At 68.2% G+C, this 21,234-nt stretch carries 17 protein-coding genes and 2 riboswitches; of the genes, 4 read left to right on the top strand and 13 right to left on the bottom strand.

Annotated elements, in window-relative coordinates:
* Positions 1–49: 49 nt before the first annotated feature.
* The 3 genes from AC5Y5B_RS23130 to AC5Y5B_RS23120 all read left to right on the top strand — a co-directional run bounded on the left by AC5Y5B_RS23130 (position 50) and on the right by AC5Y5B_RS23120 (position 4,023).
* Positions 50–2,110 (top strand): substrate-binding domain-containing protein, encoded by a 2,061-nt coding sequence (locus tag AC5Y5B_RS23130; protein ID WP_112633433.1) that lies wholly within the window; start codon positions 50–52, stop codon positions 2,108–2,110.
* A 296-nt stretch (positions 2,111–2,406) separates the two neighbouring features.
* Positions 2,407–3,297, top strand: coding sequence for an oxygenase MpaB family protein (locus AC5Y5B_RS23125; protein WP_500006856.1), 891 nt, complete (start codon positions 2,407–2,409; stop codon positions 3,295–3,297).
* A 33-nt stretch (positions 3,298–3,330) separates the two neighbouring features.
* Positions 3,331–4,023, top strand: coding sequence for a TetR/AcrR family transcriptional regulator (locus AC5Y5B_RS23120; RefSeq protein WP_500006854.1), 693 nt, complete (start codon positions 3,331–3,333; stop codon positions 4,021–4,023).
* Between the two features lie 16 nt (positions 4,024–4,039).
* Here AC5Y5B_RS23120 and gcvP read toward each other — a convergent pair whose 3' ends face one another.
* From gcvP to AC5Y5B_RS23060, 12 genes are all read right to left on the bottom strand, one after another.
* Positions 4,040–6,877: an aminomethyl-transferring glycine dehydrogenase gene (gene gcvP, locus AC5Y5B_RS23115; protein ID WP_500006853.1), complete on the bottom strand. Its 2,838-nt coding sequence runs from the start codon at positions 6,875–6,877 to the stop codon at positions 4,040–4,042.
* A 51-nt stretch (positions 6,878–6,928) separates the two neighbouring features.
* Positions 6,929–7,054: riboswitch (glycine riboswitch) on the bottom strand.
* A riboswitch (glycine riboswitch) is annotated at positions 7,055–7,152 on the bottom strand. It lies immediately after the preceding riboswitch.
* A 61-nt stretch (positions 7,153–7,213) separates the two neighbouring features.
* Positions 7,214–7,843: a MerR family transcriptional regulator gene (locus tag AC5Y5B_RS23110; protein WP_112633428.1), complete on the bottom strand. Its 630-nt coding sequence runs from the start codon at positions 7,841–7,843 to the stop codon at positions 7,214–7,216.
* Between the two features lie 329 nt (positions 7,844–8,172).
* Entirely contained in the window at positions 8,173–8,667 is a 495-nt protein-coding gene (locus tag AC5Y5B_RS23105) for a bifunctional nuclease family protein (protein WP_007771374.1), read from the bottom strand.
* Positions 8,668–8,778: 111 nt separating this feature from the next.
* A complete protein-coding gene (gene ftsR / locus AC5Y5B_RS23100) occupies positions 8,779–9,531 on the bottom strand; it encodes a transcriptional regulator FtsR (RefSeq protein WP_112633427.1) in 753 nt (250 codons plus the stop codon).
* Entirely contained in the window at positions 9,531–9,992 is a 462-nt protein-coding gene (garA, locus tag AC5Y5B_RS23095) for a glycogen accumulation regulator GarA (RefSeq protein WP_369806961.1), read from the bottom strand. The genes ftsR and garA overlap by 1 nt, the downstream gene beginning before the upstream one ends.
* 296 nt (positions 9,993–10,288) lie before the next feature.
* Positions 10,289–10,687 carry a glycine cleavage system protein GcvH gene (gene gcvH, locus AC5Y5B_RS23090; protein WP_112633426.1) on the bottom strand — a complete coding sequence of 133 codons (399 nt, stop codon included), beginning with the start codon at positions 10,685–10,687 and terminating at the stop codon, positions 10,289–10,291.
* A gap of 28 nt (positions 10,688–10,715) precedes the next feature.
* Positions 10,716–11,612, bottom strand: a complete 897-nt coding sequence (locus AC5Y5B_RS23085) for a DUF881 domain-containing protein (RefSeq protein ID WP_112633425.1) — start codon at positions 11,610–11,612, stop codon at positions 10,716–10,718.
* Between the two features lie 58 nt (positions 11,613–11,670).
* Positions 11,671–12,003, bottom strand: a complete 333-nt coding sequence (locus AC5Y5B_RS23080; RefSeq protein WP_007170008.1) for a small basic family protein — start codon at positions 12,001–12,003, stop codon at positions 11,671–11,673.
* 55 nt (positions 12,004–12,058) lie between these two features.
* Complete coding sequence (locus AC5Y5B_RS23075; RefSeq protein WP_112633424.1) at positions 12,059–12,985, bottom strand: DUF881 domain-containing protein; 927 nt, start codon at positions 12,983–12,985, stop codon at positions 12,059–12,061.
* Complete coding sequence (locus AC5Y5B_RS23070; RefSeq protein WP_112633423.1) at positions 12,978–13,607, bottom strand: CDP-alcohol phosphatidyltransferase family protein; 630 nt, start codon at positions 13,605–13,607, stop codon at positions 12,978–12,980. The genes AC5Y5B_RS23075 and AC5Y5B_RS23070 overlap by 8 nt, the downstream gene beginning before the upstream one ends.
* A gap of 96 nt (positions 13,608–13,703) precedes the next feature.
* Positions 13,704–16,034, bottom strand: coding sequence for an accessory Sec system translocase SecA2 (gene secA2 / locus AC5Y5B_RS23065; RefSeq protein ID WP_500006844.1), 2,331 nt, complete (start codon positions 16,032–16,034; stop codon positions 13,704–13,706).
* Between the two features lie 37 nt (positions 16,035–16,071).
* Positions 16,072–17,715, bottom strand: coding sequence for an acetolactate synthase (locus AC5Y5B_RS23060; protein WP_500006842.1), 1,644 nt, complete (start codon positions 17,713–17,715; stop codon positions 16,072–16,074).
* 93 nt (positions 17,716–17,808) lie between these two features.
* Here AC5Y5B_RS23060 and bacA point away from each other — a divergent pair, with 93 nt between their 5' ends.
* The gene (bacA, locus tag AC5Y5B_RS23055) at positions 17,809–19,728 is read left to right on the top strand and encodes a vitamin B12 ABC transporter pemease/ATP-binding protein BacA (RefSeq protein WP_112633420.1); all 1,920 of its coding nucleotides are present in this window, start codon (positions 17,809–17,811) and stop codon (positions 19,726–19,728) included.
* Positions 19,729–19,731: 3 nt separating this feature from the next.
* Here the strand turns inward: bacA and AC5Y5B_RS23050 are convergent, their stop codons facing one another.
* Positions 19,732–21,225: an FAD-binding protein gene (locus tag AC5Y5B_RS23050; protein WP_112633419.1), complete on the bottom strand. Its 1,494-nt coding sequence runs from the start codon at positions 21,223–21,225 to the stop codon at positions 19,732–19,734.
* Positions 21,226–21,234: the final 9 nt, after the last annotated feature.

Genomic DNA, 21,234 nt, shown 5'->3' with positions numbered 1-21,234 from the left:
ATCGGCGCCGAGTTAACGATGGATCGACGGAAAGGCCGAGGGCACTGCTATGGGTAGGCACAGTGCGCCCGACCCTGACGACTCCCTCGACGAGCCATCTCGCGACGACGTCGTCGACGAGCCGTCTCGAGGCGAAGAGGCAGGTGATCGCCGCCGGGCTACCGGCCGCGACGAGGAAGCCGACCTCTATTCCGACGAGGGCGACTATTCCGACGAAGGTGACTATGCCCACGAGGGTTACTACCCGGCCGAGGATGCCCTCGTAGACAGCGCCGACGACTACCCGGAATTCCCGTCACGGCAGGCGGCCCCGTCGACTCCGGAGCCGCCGGCCGCATCGCCGTCGCTCTTTCGGGGCGGGCATCGCGGGCTCGGCGATTGGCGGGGCGGTCACCGCAGCGAGGCCGGCCGCCGCGGCGTCAGCATCGGCGTGATCGTGGCGCTGGTCGCGGTCGTGGTCGTGGTGGGATCGGTGATCCTGTGGAGCTTCTTCGGTGACGCGTTGTCCAAGCGTTCGCACAAGGCGGCCGGCGGCTGCGTCGGGGGCCAGGAAACGGTGCCCGTCGTCGCCGATCCGTCGATCGCCGACTCCATTCAGCAACTCGCGGAGAGCTACAACAAATCCGCGGGGCCCGTCGGTGACCGTTGCATCGTGGTGAACGTCAAGCCGGCCAACTCCGACGCCGTGCTCAACGGTTTCATCGGCAAGTGGCCCGCGGAACTGGGCGGCCAGCCTGCGTTGTGGATTCCGGGCAGTTCGATTTCCGCCGCGCGACTCGCCGGGGCCACGGCGCAAAAAACCGTCACCGAGAGCCATTCCCTGGCCACCTCGCCGGTGCTGCTGGCCATCCGGCCCCAACTCGCGTCGGCCCTGGCCAACCAGAACTGGGCGGCGCTGCCCGGGCTGCAAACCAATCCGAATGCGTTGGCGGGGTTGAATTTACCGGGGTGGGGTTCGCTGCGCTTGGCGCTGCCGATGAACGGCAACGCGGACGCATCGTTTCTGGCCGGAGAGGCGGTGGCGGCAGCGTCGGTACCGCCCGGCGCCCCGGTGACGCAGGGCACAGGCGCGGTGCGCAGCCTGTTGAGCGCGCAACCCAAGCTGGCCGACAACTCGCTGACCGAGGCGATGAACGCGCTGTTGAAGCCGGGTGACGCCGCGACCGCGCCGGTGCACGCGGTGGTCACCACCGAGCAGCAGCTCTTCCAGCACGGACAGTCGTTGCCGGACGCCAAGGACGCCTTGGCGTTCTGGCTGCCGCCCGGGTCGGCGGCGGTCGCCGACTACCCCACGGTGCTGCTCAGCGGTTCGTGGCTGACCCGCGAACAGGCCTCGGCGGCCAGCGAGTTCTCGCGCTTCATGCACAAGTCCGACCAACTGGCCAAGCTGGCCAAGGCCGGCTTCCGCGTCAATGGGGTCAAGCCGCCCAGCAGCCCCGTCACCGATTTCCCGGCGCTGCCGGCCACGCTGTCGGTCGGTGACGACCCGGTGCGCGCCACCCTCGCCGAGGCGATGGCCAGCCCGTCGAGCGGGCAGGCCACGACCATCATGCTCGACCAGTCGATGCCCGGCCAGGAAGGCGGAAAAACCCGGCTGGCCAACGTCGTCGGAGCGCTGCAGGACAAGATCAAGGCGCTACCCGCGACCGCGGTGGTGGGGCTGTGGACGTTCGACGGCCACGAGGGCCGTTCGGAGGTGGCCAGCGGGCCGCTGTCCGACCCCGTCAACGGTCAGCCGCGTTCGGCCGCGCTGGCCGCCGCGCTGGACAAGCAGTACTCGTCGGGCGGTGGTGCGGTGTCATTCACCACGCTGCGGATGCTCTACCAGGACATGCAGACCAATTATCATGCGGGCCAGACCAATTCGATCCTGTTGATCACCGCAGGGCCGCACACCGACCAGACGCTGGACGGTCCGGGGCTGCAGGACTTCATCCGCAAGAGCGCCGATCCGGCCAAGCCCATCGCGGTGAACGTCATCGATTTCGGCGCCGATCCGGACCGGACGACCTGGGAAGCGGTCGCCCAGCTCAGCGGCGGCAGCTATCAGAACCTCGCGACGTCGGCGTCCCCGGACCTCGCGTCGGCGGTCAACAACTTTCTGAGCTGACCCGCTCGTCGTCACCCGTCCGCGGGCCGATGGGCTCGGTGATAGAGCCGGTCGCCGCGACCTACCGCCTGGTGGGGCCGGGCCTGTCGTCCGCCGGGCGGGCGCGCAGGGAACAGCCCGGTCAGTCGCGGTCAAAGGTCATGTAGCCACGCTCATCCCGAAGGAATCCGTTGCCGGCCCTGTCAAATGACTCCGGTCTGTGCCAGACTCGACGATAGAATCTTCCTTGATTTCTATCAGGGGCGGGGCCGAGGGATCCGAATCCGCCTGAACTGTCGGTCACAGAAAGGCGCAGCATGGCCCATCCCCTGCCCACCGGTCCGCAGGACGCACCGCTCCCGCCGGATCCAGGTGCCCGGCGGGCGGACACCGATTCCCTCGACACGTCGTTTCTGGCAGAGGAGATATCGCCCTGGCTGTCCCCGGCGTACGGGGCGGCGAACGTCGTGATGCAGCTGGCGAATTCGGGCGTGGCCTACGGCGTGATGGAAAGCAAGGTCGACAGCGGCAACCTGTACAAGCATCCCTTCAAACGGGCCCGCACCACCTTCACCTACATCGCGGTGGCCATCGCCGGAAACGCCAACGATCGCAAGGTCTACCGGGAGGCGGTCAACGCGGCGCACGCTCGGGTGCGCTCCGGGCCGCAAAGCCCGGTGCGCTACAACGCCTTCGACCCCGCCTTGCAACTCTGGGTGGCCTCCTGCATGGCCGCGGTCTTCGAGGACACTCGCAAGCTGCGGGGTGGCCGATCGCGGCGCGACCCCGAGGCGGTGCACCAGGCCGCGTCGGTATTCGCGACCATGCTGCAGGTGCCGCGGGACATGTGGCCCGCCGACCTGGCGGCCGCGGGCCGCTATTGGCGCGATCAACTCGATCGACTCGACTTCGACGACCGGATGCGCAGCTATCTGATCGGCATCGCGCGCCTCGATTTCCTGCCCGCGCCCATCTCGGCCCTGTTCGGCGGATGGAATCTGTTCATGACGCTGGGCTACCTGCCCCCGCAGCTGCGCGACAAGCTCGGGTTCGCATGGTCGGACGCGCAGCAACGCCGATTCGACCGCTGGCAGCACATCTTTGGAGTGCTGGACATGTTCACGCCGCGGTTCTTGGCGCGTCTCGGTTTGCAGGCGGTGGTGTGGGACATGCGGGTGCGGCACCGCATCGGGGCCACCGTGGTGTGACCCGAACCCTCACCCATCAGAAGGAGGAGCGGCATGACGACGACGGCGAGTTTCCTGCAACCCGGCAATGGATCCGGCGCGGCGCCGAAACCAGATGCGGCACACCGGGAGCTGGTCGACGGTCTGGCCACCCTCGATCCGACGGCCCGCACGATCGTCACCGCGGCCCGCACCTGCTTTACCGAGCGCGGATTTTCCAACACCACCATGCAGGACATCGCCGACACGGCCGGTGTCGGTGTCGCCACGGTGTACCGCCGGTTCCGGCACAAGCGAAACCTGGTGCGGCTCACCATCATGGACGAATCGCTGCGGCTGAGCACGCTGGTCTCCGAGGTCGCCGGCCGGGCGGCGACACCGGAAGAAGGGATCGCCGAAGTCTTCGCCGCCTTCGTCCACGAGGCCTCCGCGCCCAAGCTGCTGACCCGAAGCATCCGCGAATCACCCGCTGCGGGGGAACTGACCGCCTACCTGACCGACGAGAACCTGATCGCCATGACCGGCGGCTACATCGCCACCTGGCTGCGCCGCTGGCAGGAGCGCGGCGAGCTGGCGGCCGATCTGGACACCGAGATCGTCGGCGAAATGATCGGGCGGCTGATCATCTCGCTGGTCAAGACGCCGAATTCGGCCATCCCGATCTACAACATGCACCAGGCCCGCGATTTCGCCCGCCGCTACCTGGTGCCGCTGGTGTTGCGGGCCCCGGCGGCGACGCCCGGCTGAGGGCGGGCCGGGACCGTCAGGCGTACGCCTCCACCGGGGGGCACGAGCAGACCAGATTGCGGTCGCCGTACGCGCCGTCGATGCGACGCACCGGCGGCCACACCTTGGGCCGGAACTGGGTGCCCAGCGGGTAGGCGGCCTGCTCCCGGGTGTACGGGTGATCCCAATCGCCGACGACCAGGCACTCGGCCGTGTGCGGTGCACCGCGCAGCGGGTTGTCGTCGACGGGCCACTCCCCCGCGCCCACCCGGTCGATCTCGCCGCGGATGGCGATCATGGCGTCGCAGAACGCGTCGACCTCGGTCAGGCTCTCGCTCTCCGTGGGCTCCACCATCAGCGTGCCGGCCACCGGGAAGCTCATGGTCGGAGCGTGAAAACCGTAGTCCGCCAACCGTTTTGCCACGTCGTCGACGGTGACTCCGGTGGACTTGGTGATGCCGCGGAGGTCCAGGATGCATTCGTGGGCGACCATGCCGTTCTCGCCGGTGTAGAGCACCGGGAAGTACTCGTCGAGGCGGCGGGCGATGTAGTTGGCCGACGTGATCGCCGTCAGCGACGCCGCGCGCAAGCCCTCGGCCCCCATCATCCTGATGTAGGCCCAGCTGATCGGCAGGATGGAGGCCGACCCGTAGGGCGCCGCGGACACCGGCTGGCCCTGCGGGAGGTCGGGGGCGTGCGGGTGCCCGGGCAAGAACGGCGCCAGGTGCGCGCGCACGGCCACCGGCCCGACCCCTGGTCCGCCGCCGCCGTGCGGGATGCAGAACGTCTTGTGCAGGTTCAGGTGGCTGACGTCGCCGCCGAACTTGCCCGGCCGGGCCAGCCCGACCAGCGCATTGAGGTTGGCGCCGTCGACGTAGACCTGGCCGCCGGCGTCGTGGGTGGCCGCGCAGATCTCGGCGATGTCGTGTTCGTACACGCCGTGCGTGGACGGATAGGTGATCATCAGCGTGGACAGCCGGTCGCGGTGTTCGGCGACCTTGGCGCGCAGGTCGTCCAGATCCACGTCGCCGTTGGTGTGGCAGGCCACCACGACCACCCGCATGCCGGCCAGGGCCGCCGACGCCGCGTTGGTGCCGTGCGCGCTGGACGGGATGAGGCAGATGTCGCGGTGCGGTTCGCCGCGGCTGGCGTGGTAGTCGTGGATGGCCAGCAGGCCGGCGTACTCGCCCTGCGACCCGGCGTTGGGCTGCAGCGAGACGGCGTCGTAGCCGGTGATCTGCACGAGCCAGCTTTCAAGGTCGGCGATGAGACGCCGCAGCCCCGAGGTGTCGGACGCCGGCGCGAAGGGATGCTGGCGCGCGAATTCCGGCCAGGTGATGGGTTCCATCTCCGCCGCGGCGTTCAGCTTCATGGTGCACGACCCGAGCGGAATCATGCTGCGGTCCAACGCGATATCTTTGTCGGCGAGCGCGCGCAGGTAGCGCATCATCGCCGTCTCGGTGCGGTACTGGGTGAAGGCGGGATGGGTGAGGAATTCCGACGTGCGGGTGATGATGCCGGCACACACGGGCTCGGCGGCCTGAACTCCGAAGGCCTCGAGCACCGCGGCGACGTGGTCGTCGGTGGTGGCCTCGTCGCACGCCACCGACACGTGGTCGTCGTCGACCCGCCAGAGGTTGATGCCCTTGGCCTTGGCCGCGGCGATCACCTCGGCGGCGCGCCCGGGCACCCGGGCCAGCACGGTGTCGAAGTACTTGTCGTGCACCAGCGCTGTGTCGGCCGCCGAGGCGAGCGCGGCGGCGATCGCCTCGGCGTGACCGTGGACGCGGCGCGCGATCGCGGTCAGCCCCTCGGCGCCGTGGTAGCTGACGTACATCGCGGCCATCACCGCCAGCAACACCTGCGCGGTGCAGATGTTGCTGGTCGCCTTGTCGCGGCGGATGTGCTGTTCGCGCGTCTGCAGCGCCAGGCGGTAGGCGGGCGAACCGTCGGCGTCCAGCGATACCCCGACCAGCCGGCCCGGCAGCTGACGCGCGTGGCTGGCGTGCACCGCCAGGTAGCCGGCGTGCGGACCCCCGAATCCCATTGGCACGCCGAATCTTTGGGTGCTGCCGAACGCGACGTCGGCGCCGATCTCACCCGGCGGCGTGATCAGCGTGCAGGCGAGCAGATCCGCGCCGACCGCGACCAAAGCGCCGCGCTCGTGGGCCTGCTCCACCAGCTGCGCCCAGTCGGTGACCCGGCCGCTGGCCCCCGGCAACTGGGCGATGACGCCGAAGAAGTCGCCGTCGGGCAGGCCGTCACGCAGGTCGACGGTGACGACCTCGATGCCCAGCGGCTTGGCGCGGGTGGCCACGACGGCCGCGGTCTGGGCGAAGACGTCGACGTCCACGGCCAGCCGGTTGGCCTTGCCACGAGCGGCTCGGTGCATCAGGGTCATGGCCTCCGCCGCGGCGGTGCCCTCGTCGAGCATCGAGGCGTTGGCGACCTCGAGGCCGGTGAGGTCGGCGACCATGGTCTGGAAGTTCAGCAACGCCTCGAGCCGGCCCTGGCTGATCTCGGGCTGGTACGGCGTGTAGGCGGTGTACCAGGCCGGGTTCTCCAGGATGTTGCGCAGCAACACCGGCGGGGTGAGCGTGTCGTAGTAGCCCTGCCCGATCATGGACACCGCCACGGTGTTGGCCTCGGCCAGCGACCGCAGCTCGGCCAGCGCCTCGGTCTCGCTGGCCGCCGGCGGCAGCCGGTCCAGACCCGGGGCGACGCCGCCGTGACCGACCCGGTCCAGGATGCCCGCCGGAACCGCCTTGGCGGCCAGCTCGTCGAGCGAGTCGACACCGATGACGGCGAGCATGGCCGCGACGGCCTGGCTGTCCGGGCCGATGTGCCGAGCTGCGAAAGTGAATTGATCGGACACTGGAACTCCTGAGTAGACGGGCGAAGACGTATCAAGGCAGAGGACTAACGGCCCTCTCCCTCTGTCTTCACCCGTTTCGCCGGGCGCCTGAGAGATTCGGCGCCCGATGCTGCCCGAGCGCCTTTCCCCATCGGCGGGTGCGGACCCACGGGTCCACACCGCTTTCCAGAGGCATCATGATGTCGCGCGGTCCGGGTGCCTGAGAGGTTGACGGAGAGGTGTTGCTCCTTCGGCGTCCGTGACTGGCAGCCACGAAACTCTCCCGCACGAAAGCGATGCGCAGCCCAGCTTACTCGGCCGCGCGAAGCGCGACATCGTGTGTGGTTCGGTGCGCCGTCAGCCGATCTTGCGGTCGCGGTGCTTGCGCCGGGACGCCAGCTCGTCCTCGGGCTCGGCGATCGATTCGCCGCCGTCGGCCCGCTCGCCGGGGAAGTCCGCGATGACGCCGGTCAGCTCGCGCATGGCGCCGGACACGGCGATGCCGAACACGCCCTGCCCGCCCTGCAGCAGGTCGACGACCTCTTCGGCCGAGGTGCACTCGTAGACGGTGGTGCCGTCGGAGAACAGGGTGATGTTGGCCAGATCCTGGACGCCACGCTGACGCAGATGGTCGACGGCGACGCGGATGTTGTGCAGCGAGATCCCGGTGTCCAGCAAGCGCTTGACGATCTTGAGGACCAGGATGTCCTTGAACGAGTAGAGGCGCTGGCTGCCCGAGCCCGCCGCGCTGCGGATCGACGGGACCACCAGCGAGGTGCGTGCCCAGTAGTCCAGCTGCCGGTACGTGATGCCGGCGATCTGGCAGGCGCTGGGACCGCGGTATCCGACCAGCTCGTCGGGCACGGAGTCGTCCGGGAACAGGCCGGGCTGTACGGGCGGGCTGGCTACGGTGACGCTGCGGTCACTGGGCGCCGGGTTACCGCTGTCCGCTAGGTTGAGCTGCTCTTGGCGTGGCTGCTCGCTCACGGTGGTTCCTCTCCGCGATCGCGCTCTCGTCGTTGGCTGCGTCTGAAGGCTGCATCGCAGCCACGTTTGCTCAAGCCCGAGTGCTAGTAGAGCTTACGCTCTCCGATAGCCGCCGCGCCTGTAGTCGCGATCAAAGTATGGCCGCCGCGGGGCCAAGTCGGCGAGCTATCCGCCAGCGTGTCGAGATCACGGTGCGCTTTGAGATGCATCCGTGATGTCGCCATCCAGGCTAAACCAGTCGGCTCGTCGATCCCAAAGCGCTGGTAGCGGGCCAGACACGATTGCCCCCCTCCTCGACACCGCGCCACGCGCGCTGCATCGTCGGCGGGTTAGGTGGCCTTGAAGTCGTCCGGGGACACGCTGTCGAGAAATTCCTTGAACTTCTCCACCTCGTCCTCCCGGACCGCGGTGCCGCCCTCTTCGTCGCTCTCGTCCGGAATCAGCAGGCCTGCCTGGGCGAGCACGCCTTCCTCGACGTAAATGGGCACGCCGACCCGCAGCGCGATCGCCACCGAGTCCGAGGGACGGGCCGACACGGTGATGTTGCGGTCGAACACCAGATCGGCGTAGAAAGTGCCCTCTTGCAGATCGACGATCCGCACCTCTTTCAGCGAATGCCCAAGGGCGGCAATGACATCCCTGATCAAATCGTGTGTCAACGGGCGAGGGGGCTCGACGCCTTGCTGCTCGAGCGCGATGGCGGCGGCCTCCGACTGACCGATCCAGATCGGAAGGTAACGGTCGCCATTGGTTTCGCGCAGTAACAACACCGGCTGGTTCTGCGGCTGCTCTACGCGAATGCCGACAACACGAACTTCACCCATTTGTGTCTGCCCTCCGCATTGTGGCGCCGGTTGAATTGGTTACTCGCCAGGACGGCGAGGTCAAAAAGCCGCCTACTGCCGAAAACCAAGCTGTCGACCGAAGTCTAGTCCTCAGCGATCCAGAACGTCGCGAACGGCGGATTTGATCAACGACGTGTGCAACGTGATGGCGAGCGCCGCGACCTCGCGCGCTAAATCGTCGGCGCGATCGCGGGCGCCGGCCTTGCCGGCTTTGACTACCGGCCCGGCGATTTGGGCAATCAGGTCGGACTGCCGGTCGGCGGCCGAACGGAAAGCCCGCAAGTGCCGCGGCTCGACACCGTAGTCCGACAGGGCCCGGGCGCATTGCAGGATGACCACGGCGTGCTCGTCGAAAAATCCGGCGGGCCCGGTGGTGATGACTCCCGCTTTGAGAAGCGCGGTCAGCAGCTCGTCATCCACGCCCGCGCGCTGCAGCAGCTCCTCGCGGCTCAACCGGACGTGGGTCGGGGCCACCGCCGAACTGTCCGAGCGCGCCTGTTCCCCGGCGGCATCTCCCGTTCCCGCCACCGACACCAACCGCGGGACCGAATAGGACGTCTTCACGGGCGGCAGCTCGCCGTCGGGCTGGGCGTCCAGTTGCGCCCTGATGACCTTCAGCGGCAGATAGTGATCGCGCTGCGCGGTGAGGATGAACCGCAATCGCGCGCAGTCATATGCGGTGAACCTTCGATACCCCGACGCAGCCCGCTGCGGCGTCACCAACCCCTCGGCCTCCAGGAAGCGGATTTTGGAGATGGTGACATCGGGGAAGTCCGGCCTCAGCAATTCCAAGACCGCCCCGATCGACATCCCGGCCAGCGCCGAGCTATCGGGTGCGCTCACTAGCCTGAAGATCCTCCATCCTCACCCTGCTTGGGTCCGGTCAGAAACACCAAGCGGAACTTGCCGATCTGCACCTCGTCACCGTTGGCAAGCACCGCCGAGTCCACGGGCTCACGGTTGACGTAAGTGCCGTTGAGACTACCAACGTCGACCACGCTGAATTCGTTGTTTTCCAACCTGAATTCGGCGTGCCGGCGGCTGACGGTCACGTCGTCGAGAAAAATGTCGCTATCGGGGTGGCGCCCGGCGGACGTGGTGGCCTGATCCAGCAGAAATCGCGAACCGGCGTTCGGTCCCCGCTTGACGACCAGCAACGCCGAGCCCGCCGGCAGCCCTTCGACTCCGGATACCGCGCTCTCGGTTCCCGCTTGCGCGGGAGCGTCCAACTCGTTGAGGAAGTCCGCACGGAAGACCGAAGTCGTCTCTACCGTGACTTCGTCCGAGTTCTGGTCGTTGTCCATGTCCGTCACGCGCTGCTCCTCACTGGCTGCTGTGGCGTTGTCTGTCCGGGCCGCTCGGCCGGCTTGTGCACCGGGTTTCTTTCCCCGGTATGCCGATTACTGCCGTTTCGTACTGTCAAAGTGTCTGTCACGTGTCTTTCAGCGATCCTCGAAGGAATTCAAAGGTCGATGTGTCGACGGTACCGCGCACCGGCCTGCAATGCGCCTACCACCTGACGAACCGAAACTCCGATTCCCCCGTACCCTGGCCCCGCCGCTCGCCGGCGGGTGCGGGGCTGCAGGGACAGTAGCAATCGTCATTCGGTCAGCGTTCCGCGGTAGGCCTCGGCGTCGAGCAGCGAAGAAATTGTCGAGTCCAATTCCCCGACCTCGGATACCTGTACATCCAGCAACCAACCGGCGCCGTACGGGTCGGAATTCACCAGTTGCGGGCTGCCGTCCAGATCGGTGTTGACCGCCGAGACTTTGCCCGAGACCGGGGCATACAGGTCCGACACCGATTTGGTGGATTCGACCTCGCCGAAGGATTCGCCCGCGGTCAATTCGGTGCCGACGTCGGGCAGCTGAACGAAAACCACGTCGCCCAACGCCGATTGCGCAAAATCGGTGATGCCCACCCGCACGGTGTCATCCCCACTTCGACGAACCCATTCATGTTCGGCGGTGTAGCGCAGATCGGGCGGGATATCGCTCACGAGTGATCCTGTTCTGTTCGGGTGATGCTCACTTGACGGGCTGAGCGTATTGGTGCGGTTTTGGTTGCCGCAAGGTGGTCACGTCCACTCGATCGGCCTGCTGGACCGACATGCGCCCACCGACGCGCTTGACGGTGTCCTGCGCGCCGCCGGGAATGTTCATCGCCGCGGCCAGGGTGGGTGGATCGCCAATCGCCAGAATCGAATACGGCGGCGACAGCGTTTTGGAGTCGATGGTCAACGACCCGGGCGTGCCCACCACCCAGGTGTCGACACCCACGCGCACCGATTGGTGTGCGTCGTTGACCTCGATCGCCTCGGCACCGGCGGCACGCAGCTCGTTGACCACGTCGAGCATCGCCTCGGGCGACACGCCGGGCCCGGGGTCCTCGATCGTGACGGTGACGCCGGGCCCGGTGGCACCGACGGCCCCGACCAGAATGGACAGGGCCGCCAGCCTGGACTGCGCGGACTGGATGGCGGCCTGGTCGTTGTTTCCCGACGCCTGCAGCGAATTCAGCGTGTTCTGTAGCTCGTTCACCTCGGTGTTGAGCGTGCCCTCGCGCTGCCGCAACGAATCCAGCAGCACCAACAGGTCCGCGGGCCGCGCCGTCTCCAGCGAGTCGCCCGTCTCGGTCTGACGGACCTGGGTGACGATCGCCAGGCCCAGCAGCAGGCACAGCATCGCGGCCAGCGTTCCGAACGCCATCCGGGACCGACCGCCGCGCACCATCGCCGACAGCCCCGTGCGGTGCACCGCCCCGATTTCGGGGCGGGGGCTTTTCGCGGCCAGCTCGTGGCGGCCGCGCGGGGTTCCTTGGTCCGGGGTCGCGGCGGGCCCGGGGCCCGCAGGCCCGGTTGACTCGTCACCACTGTGGCCGGCGGCTGACTGGCCGCCGGCTCGGTCTTCGGGATCCTGGCTCACGTTGACCTCGACTCGCCGCTTGTCCTCACCGCTTCGCCTCCGCATCGTCGCCCGCGCGTCACGCCCCGAACAGCCTGCGGCGCAGCGCGGCCGCATTGCCGAAGATGCGGATACCCAGCACGACGATGATGGCCGTGGACAACTGCGTGCCCACGCCCAATTGGTCACCGACGTAGACGATCAGGGCGGCCACGAAGACGTTGAACACGAACGAAATCACGAAGACCTTCGGATCGAAGATCCGTTCCAGGTATGCGCGCAACCCACCGAACACGGCGTCCAGCGCCGCGACCACCGCGATCGGCAGATAGGGCTGGACGACTTCTGGCACCGCGGGGTGAAAAACGAGGCCGAGCACGATGCCGATCGCCAGCGCTGCGATACCGATCATGCGTGGTTTCCCGTCCGCGTCTCGCACAGGGGAATGCGTCTGTTCAGGACTTTTCTCACTGTGGCCCAATCTGCTTGGCGAACTTGACATCCCGGATCGATCCGGCAGGCAGCGACAGACCGTCGGCGGCATCCACCGTAACCACGACACCGTAGGAAATCTGCAACAGCCTCAGTCGCTGCATGCCGGGGCTGTTGTCGAAGACATCGCGCATCGCCCGCGGCGGCCCGATGGCCAGGACCGTGTACGGGCTGCTGGTGGGGGTGTTGTCGACCAGGATGGCGCCGCCGGCCTGCCGAATGGTCACGTTCGGACCGATCCGCACACCGCCGACGGAGATCGCCTCGGCGCCGCTCGCCCACAACGAGTTGACCAGCAACTGCAGATCGCGGTCCAGGATGATCTGCCTGCTGCCGCTGACCCGCTGCTTGGAGACGTCGGAAAGGTTCGGGCTGGCGCCGGGATCGGTCACGGTCACCTTCAGGCCGGGCCCGATGATCGCCGTGCTGGCCGCGGCCAGGCTCAGCGCGTCAAGGCGTTTCAGCAGCCGCTGCCCCTCGGCGTCGTCGGCCAGGGCGTGGCGCTGCACGTCGTCGACTCGCGTCGCCAGCTCGCCGCGGCGCTGGTTCAACTTGCCCGCAGCAGCCTCCGCCGACCGCACGTTGCCCAGCAGCAGCTGCTGGGCCGTGCGCACCCCCGGGGCCACCGAGCGGGCCTGCGCGACGGCCGCGGCGAACACCGTCGCGATCAGCAGCGCCGCCAGCGCCTGCCAGAGCCAGCCGACCACCCGTCCGCGTCCGGCGGGTGGTGCGTCGGCGGCGCCGCGCTTGGCCGCCGCCGCGGCGTAGCCGGGATCGAGGTGCTCGGACAGCAGGGCGCGCAGCAGCGACGGCACCGGGATCAGTGTCGGCCGCGACGCGCCATGCGCGCTGTGACCGGCGTTGGGGTCATAGCCGCCGAGCAGGCGGTCGGTATCAGCCATGGTCGGCCACCTTCGCCGCGGCCGACGGACGCGAAGCGCGATCGACCTTGGGCATGCGCCGCAGCACGAGGACCATCTGCGCCGCATACTGCGCGAACGCCCACAGGTAGGCATACATGCCCCAGATCAGGAACGCCCATCCGCAGGCCCCGATCACGCGGCTCCACAGCGCGTCCCAGGTGCCCAGCAGCACCAGCGGAAATCCGGACATCAGGGCGAACGTCGCGGCCTTGCCGATGTAGGTCACCGGCAGCGCCGTCAGGCCGCGACTCCACAGCAGCGGCAGCGTCGCCGCCAGCAGGCCGTCGCGGGCGAGCAGGACGATGACGAACCACCAGGGCACGATCCCGCTGAACGCGAGCACGAGGGGCACGGCCACCATGTAGAGGCGGTCGACCGCGGGGTCGAGCAAGACCCCGAGCCGTGAGGACTGATCCAGCAGCCGGGCGATCTTGCCGTCGGCCCAGTCCGAGGCGCCGCTGAACATCAGGATCCCGACGGCCCACCCGTACGCGTGGGCGACCAGCAGGGCGTAGACGAACACCGGGATCAGCGCCAGGCGAACAGCGCTGAGCGCGTTGGGCACCGTCAGCACCCGATTGGGCGGAAGCACCGGCTCCATGAGCCGTGACCTTAACGCGACTGGACGACGAATGCCCGGCTGGGCGCACACTCGAGCGCGAACGCCCCGCTGGCCGCGCCACCGGCGCGACTCAGCTCAGCGGAACACCCCGGGCAGGCTCAGGGTGGATAGGGTGTCGTCCGACAGCGGGTTGTCGTTGACCATGTAGGTCCACGTCGACGTCGGCCGCGCCAGCTTGGACAGGTCCAGTCCCGGTTCCTCGTCGAGGACGTTGGCGGTTTCGAACGTCTGCTGGGCCGCCTCGATGGCGTCGGCGGCCAGCGACGCGAAGGCGTCGACCGCCAAGCGGTGAAACTCGTCCAGCGGGTTCTGCCGGCCCAGCGCGCGCAGATGGATGCTTTCGCGGATGTCGGCCAGATACGCCAGATGGTCGGCCCAGCCGCGGTCGAGGTGATAGAGCATGATCTGGCGGCAGATCGTCTCCAGGCGCTCTTCGGAGATTCCCTCCGTGTCGGCCAGCTCCTTGTAGCGCTTGGGCGCCAGCTCGGCCAGTTCCTCGCGTGCGGTTGGGTTGCGCAGCAACGTGTTTCGTCGGTCGACGATGATGGCGCGTTGCTGGGCGATCAACTGGTTGTAGCGCCAGGTGTTCGCGTGTACGTCCAGCATGCGGCCCTCGGCCACCCGCTGGGCGTGGTCGAGCAGGCCCGCCGCCTTGGGGCTGACGATCCGGCCGTCCTCGTCGGTTTCCATCGGCAGCTTGTTGTGGTCGAGGTTGGCCGCCACGACGTCGTCTTCCCAGCTCGAGAAGAACACCGACGACCCCGGGTCGCCCTGGCGCCCGGCGCGCCCGCGCAGCTGGTTGTCCAGTCGCTGGGTGTGGTGCCGCCCGGTTCCGACGACGTGCAGCCCGCCGAGTTCGGCGACCCGGTCGTGATCGGCCTCGTCGGAGCCACCGAGGCGGATGTCGGTGCCGCGCCCGGCCATCTGCGTCGAGACGGTGACGACGCCGAACTTGCCGGCCTCGGCGATCACCTGGGCTTCCTCGGCGTCGTTTTTCGCGTTCAGCACGACCGCGGGCACGCCACGGCGCAGCAGCCGCTCGTGCAGGTCCTCGGACTCGGCCACGTCGCGGGTGCCCACCAGCACCGGCTGCCCGGTCTCGTTCACCTCGGCGATGTGGGCGACGATCGCGTCGTTCTTGGCCGCGGCGGTGATGTACACCCGGTCGGACTCGTCTTCGCGAATGTTGGGCTCGTTCGGCGGAATTGGTGACACCCCGAGCTTGTAGAACTGGCGCAGCTGCTCACCGGCGGCCAGCGCGGTGCCGGTCATGCCGCACACCGTCGCGTAGCGATTGATCAGCGCCTGCACGGTGATGGTGTCGAGCACCTCGCCCGTTTCGGTGGTCTCGATGCCCTCCTTGGCCTCGACCGCGGCCTGCAGGCCGTCGGGCCAGCGCTGCAGCTGGGCGATGCGCCCGCGCGCCGCGTTGATCAGGTGCACCGCGTCGTCGCGGACGATGTAGTGCACATCGCGCTGCAACAGGACGTGGGCGTGCAGCGCGACGTTGATCTCGGTCAGGGTGGTGACGACGTGTTCCTCGGAGTACAGGTCGATCCCGCCCAGCGCCTTTTCCACCTTGCGGGCGCCGACCTCGGTGAGGTGAACGTTGCGGCTGTCGGCGTCGGTGTCGTAGTCGGTGCCGGCCTCCAGCTGGCCGGCCAGCTTGATGATCTCGAGCCGCGGCGTCTCCCGGTGGGTCGTTCCCGCCAGCACCAGCGGCACCAGCGCCTCGTCGACCAGCACCGAGTCTGCTTCGTCGATCAGGGCCACGTCGGGGTTGGGCGACACCAGGTCGGCGACGTCGGTCACCAGCTGATCGCGCAGCACGTCGAAGCCGATCTCGTTGACCGAGGCGTAGGTGACGTCGCAGCCGTAGGCGGTGCGCCGTTCCTCGCTGGTCGACTCGGCGGTGATCCAGCCGACCGTCAGGCCCATGGCCTCGATGACCGGGCCCATCCATTCCGCGTCACGACGGGCCAGGTAGTCGTTGATCGTCACCACGTGCACGTGCCGCCCGGCCAGCGCGTATCCGGCCGCCGCGATCGCGCCCGCGAGCGTCTTGCCCTCGCCGGTGGCCATCTCGATCACGTCACCGGCCAGCATGCGCAGCGCGCCCAACAGCTGCACGTCGAACGGCCGCAACCCGCTCGCCCGCTCGCCCGCCTCCCGGGCGATGGCGAGGAATTGCGGGATGTCCTCGGAGTCCGCGAGGTCGTCCAGGTTGAGCAGCCCGGCCGCTTTGCGCAGCTGCTCGTCGCTCAGCCCGGCCGCCTCGTCGTCGTACTCCGACGAGTCCTTGACCTGGGTGAGCGAGCGGCTGCGGTCCTTTTCGGTGCTGGCGCCGAGCAGCTTCCAGAAGCGGCTGCTCAGCCTGCCGGGTTGAGCGCGGGTCGTCTTAGGCACAGGTCAACGGTACGCGGTGGCTCACCGCGCGGATTCATCACGCGAGGTTGGACCGGCGTGGATACGCGACCTCGGGGTCGGTCAACACATTGACGACGGCAGGCAGCCCGCTGCCGAAGGCCCGCTCCAGCGCGGGCCGCAGCTCGCCGGGCGCGGCGACCAGTTCGCCATGCCCGCCCAGGGCGCGCGCCACCTCGTCATACCGCGTTCCGGGACGCAGTTCGGCCACCACCGAGTAGCCGTACAGCGCCTCCATGGGGTGCTTCTCCAGCGCCCAGATGCCGTTGTTGCCGATCACGGACACCACCGGCACGTTGTGCCGAACCAGGGTGTCCCATTCCATGCCGCTGAAGCCGAAGGCGCCGTCGCCCTGCAGGAGCACCACCTGGCGGTCCGGGTGGGCCAGCTTGGCGGCCAGCGCGTAGCCGGGGCCCGAACCCAGGCAGCCGAACGGTCCGCTGTCCAGCCAGCAGCCGGGCTGATAGCTGTCGATCACCCGCCCGGCGTACGAACCGAAGTCGCCGGCGTCGATGACGACGATCGCGTCGCGGTCCAGCATCGGCGCGAGCTCCGCGTAGACCCGCATGGGATGCAGGGGGATGCGGTCGTCGGCGAGTTCGGCCTTCTCCTTGGCGCGCGCCGCGGTTTCGGCGGTGCGCAGTTCGTCGATCCAGTCGCGATGGTCGGTTCCGGTCGCGGGCGCCAGCGCCGCGAGGATCGTCAACAGGTCGCCGTAGAGCTCGGCCGCCACCGGTCGGGGATGGCGGCGCTCGGGTTCCACCCGGTCGACCACGATGAGCTCGGTTTGTGGCCCGAAAACCGCGCCGAAGCCGAGCCGGAAATCCATCGGCACGCCGACGATCAGCGCAACGTCGGCCTCCCCCAACGCTTTTCCGCGGACCCTGGAGAACGCCAGCGCATGGTCGGCGGGTAGCGCGCCACGGGCCATGCCGTTCATCAGCACCGGGATGTGCAGTTCCTCGGCGAGGCGCAGCAGGGCGGCTTCGCCGTGCCCCCACCACAGGTTGGTGCCGGCCATGATCACCGGCCGCTGCGCCGCGGAGAGCAGGGCCGCGGCCCGGCTCAGGGCGTCGCCGTCGGGCGCGGGCCCGGGTGGCAGGTCGACGAGGGCGCCGGGCCGGCCGTCATCGTCGGACATCGAGAACACGTGGTCCATCGGGAAGTCGACGAAGCCGACACCCGACGGCGCCCCGACCGCGGCGCGCAGCGCGTCGTCGACGAGCCGGCCTGCGTCGTCCGCCGACTGTGCGGTGGCCGCGAAGCGGGCCAGCGGCGCCACGAACGGCACGTGGTCGATCTCCTGCAGCGAGCCCATCCCCCAGCGCTGCGCCGGGGCCCGGCCGCCCAGCACCACCAGCGGCGACTGGTTCTGTTGCGCCGCGGCCATCGCGCTCATCCCGTTGGTGATGCCCGGCCCCGCGGTCAGCGCGGCCACGCCCGGTGACCGAGTCACCTTCGACCAGCCTTCGGCGGCGAAGGTCGCCGTCTGCTCGTGGCGGGTGTCGATCAGCCGGACCCCCTCCTCGCGGCACCCGTCGTAGATGGAAAACAGGTGTCCGCCGGATAGCGTGAAGACGGTATCGACGCCGCTGGCCCGCAGACGCCGCGCGACAAGCCGGCCGGCGTGCAATGTTTGTCCGGGGATGGCGTCGGTAGTCATGACCGCAGCCTAACCAGATTCGTCAGGTACCTTCGCCGAAGGATTTGAAGTTGAGGAGCGTTCGACAACCTCGACCGTAAGGAGACGTCGACGATGGGTCCAAAGCCCTTCAAGCCATCGATCAACTGGTCGGCGGCACCCATGGATTCGTTGCGGTGGATCGCCATAGCCTGGGTGGTCAGCGCGGTCTGTCTGTTCGGCGTCCTGATCGCCTTCCGCTATCTCACACCCTGGGGCCGGCAGTTCTGGCGGATCACCCGCGGTTACTTCGTCGGCGCACGCAGCGTGCGCGTGTGGCTGATGCTGGGTGTGTTGTTGCTGTCGGTGCTGCTGTCGGTCCGGTTGGTGGTGCTGCTCAGCTACCAGGGCAACGACTTGTACACCGCCGTGCAGAAGGCGGTGCAGGGCATGGCTGCGGGCGACGACAACGTCAAACAGTCTGGTGTACATGGCTTTTGGATGTCGCTCACGATCTTCAGCGTGCTGGCAACCCTCTACGTCATCCGGTTCGCGGCCGACGTCTATCTGACGCAGCGGTTCATCATCGCCTGGCGCATGTGGTTGACCTCCCACCTCACCGACGACTGGCTGGAGGGCCGGGCCTACTACCGGGATCTGTTCATCGACAACACCATTGACAACCCCGACCAGCGCATCCAGCAGGACATCGACATCTTCACCGCCAACGCCGGCGGAACCCCCAACATCCCGTCCAACGGGACGGGCAGCACGTTGCTGTTCGGGGCGGTCAACGCGGTGGCCTCGGTGATCTCCTTCGCCGCGATCCTGTGGAACCTGTCCGGGGACCTCGATCTGTTCGGTGTGGTGTTGCCGCGAGCGATGTTCTGGACGGTGCTGGTCTACGTGCTGATCGCGACCGTCGTCGCGGTGTGGCTTGGGCGCCCGCTGATCTGGCTCAGCTTCAACAACGAGAGGCTCAACGCCGCCTTCCGATACGCCCTGGTGAGATTGCGGGACGCCGCCGAGGCGGTCGGCTTCTACCGCGGCGAGCGGGTCGAGCGGGCACAGCTGTGGGGGCGGTTCACGCCGATTATCGGCAACTACCGCAATTTCGTCCGGCGGACCATCATCTTCAACGGGTGGAACTGGTCGGTGTCGCAGGCAATTGTCCCGCTGCCCTGGGTGATTCAGGCGCCACGGTTGTTCGCCGGCAAGATCGATTTCGGCGATGTGGGCCAGACGGCGACGGCGTTCGGCAACATTCACGACTCGCTGTCGTTCTTCCGCAACAACTATGACGCGTTCGCGTCCTTCCGGGCCGCCATCATCCGATTGCACGGGCTGGTCGACGCCAACGACAAGGGCCGCGCGCTGCCGGCGATTCTGGTCAAGGCCAGCGAGGAGGCGGCGGTCGAGCTGCGCGGCATCGAGGTGCGCACACCGGAGGGCGACCAGCTGGTCGACTCGCTGGACATCCAGCTCGACCACGGCGAATCGCTGGTGATCACCGGCCGCTCCGGGGCCGGCAAGACCACGCTGCTGCGCAGCCTGGCCGAACTGTGGCCGTACGCCTCGGGAACCCTGTGCCGCCCGGACGGCGACAACGCGACGATGTTCCTCTCGCAGCTGCCGTATGTGCCGCTGGGCAGCCTGCGCACCGTGGTCTGTTATCCGAACTCGCCGGATACCGTCCCCGACGAGCAGCTGCGCGAGGTGCTCACCAAGGTGGCCTTGGCGCCGCTGATCAACCGGCTCGACGAGGACCATGACTGGGCCAAGGTGCTGTCGCCCGGCGAGCAGCAGCGGGTCGCCTTCGCGCGCATCCTGCTGACCAGGCCGAAGGCGGTCTTCCTCGACGAGGCCACCTCCGCGCTGGACGAAGGGCTGGAATTCGCGTTGTACCAGTTGGTCCGGACCGAGCTGCCCGAGTGCGTCATGGTCAGCGTGAGCCACCGGCCCACCGTCGAACAGCACCACGAGCAGCAGCTGCATCTGCTCGGCGGCGGCCCGTGGCAACTGGGCCCGGTCGAGAAGGAACCCGCGCGGCTCTAGCGGCTACGCTCCCCCGGCCCGTTGCGCCGCGTGCGCTCCGGCGCGGCGCCCGAAGAACGACCCTTCACCCAGCTGCGTTCCGCTCGCATAACCCTTGCCGTCCTGGGCGAGGTTGGACGCGCACGCGCCGGCGGCGTACAGCCCGGGCACCACGGAGCCGTCTTCGCGCTGCACCTGGCCGTCGACCGTCACCGCGAGGCCGCCGATGGTGAACCCCGAGTACATCGCCCGTCCGAGCGACAGATCGAACACCGCCCACGGGCCATGGTCCTGTGGCGCAAGGAATTCCGGCTGCTTGTGAAAATCGGGATCCTCGCCCGCGGCGGCGTTCTTGTTGTAGCGGTCCAGCGTGGCCGCGAGGTTGCCCTCCGGAATGCCAAGCGCGGCTTCCATTTCCGCGATCGTCTCGTACCCGTCCAGGAAGCGGATCAGCGGCATGGCGGGCATCTCGGTGTGCGCCTCGTCGACGATCAGGTATGCCGTCTGGTCCGGCTGCTCCAGCACGAAGGCCGACGTCCGCGAGTGGTAGGAATCCTCGGTGACGAACCGCCGGCCCTCCTTGTTGACGATCACACCGGTCAACAACACCTCGGGCGGATAGGCGGCCGCGGTGATGAACAGCTCGTCCATGTTCTTGGTGGCCCCACCCGCCGAGACGCCCATCCGGATGCCGAGTCCGTCGTCGTTCGGGTTGCCCAGGATGTAGGGCGCCACGACGCCGTGGTGTTTGGTGCGTCGCTCCTGGCCCAGCGCGGGCGTGTGCTCGGCGACCATCTCCGGATTCATCGCGAATCCGCCCGCCGCGATGATGACGGACTTGGCCTTGATGGCGCCGGTTTCGGTGAAGTGTTTCCAGGCCACGCCGACGACCGCGCCGTCGCCATCGGTGACCAGGTTGGTCACCCCGGTCTCGTAGCGGATCTGCACGCCTAGGGCGTCGGCGCGCTTGAGCAGCAGGTCGACAACCATGCTCGCGCCGCCTAATTCGCCGGGCACCGGCACCGAGTGCCCGCGCGGCGCCGGCTTGGCCCGCTCGCAGAAGGGCCAGACCTTCTCATTCCCCGTGTAGCTCAACCCCTCGGTGCCCGGCGGCACCACGACCTTGCCCGGGTAATAACTGCGCTCGAACTGAAAGCCCAAGTCTTCCAGCCAATTGAAATGCTCGACGCTGCCCTCGCAGTACGCGCGGATCTTGTCGAGTTCGGGTTCGCGCGACACCTCGACCAGATACTTGTACATCTCCTCGACGGAATCGTCTTGACCGGTTGCCTGCTGCACCGCGGTCCCGCCGCCGAGGTAAAAGTGGCCCCCGGCAAGCGAAGTGGTGCCGCCCGCCGCGGCCGCGCGTTCGAGCACCAGCACCCGCGCGCCGGCGGCCGCCGCACTGACCGCGGCGCAGCCGCCGGCAATGCCGAACCCGATCACCAAGACGTCGACGTCATCCGACCACGCGGTCACGTCGTCGGCACTGACTGTTGCCGGGATCTCCGTGCTCATTGGCGCCAC

The sequence above is a fragment of the Mycobacterium sp. NGS33 genome (assembly GCF_059812885.1).
This window is presented reverse-complemented; position numbering and strand designations above follow the sequence as displayed.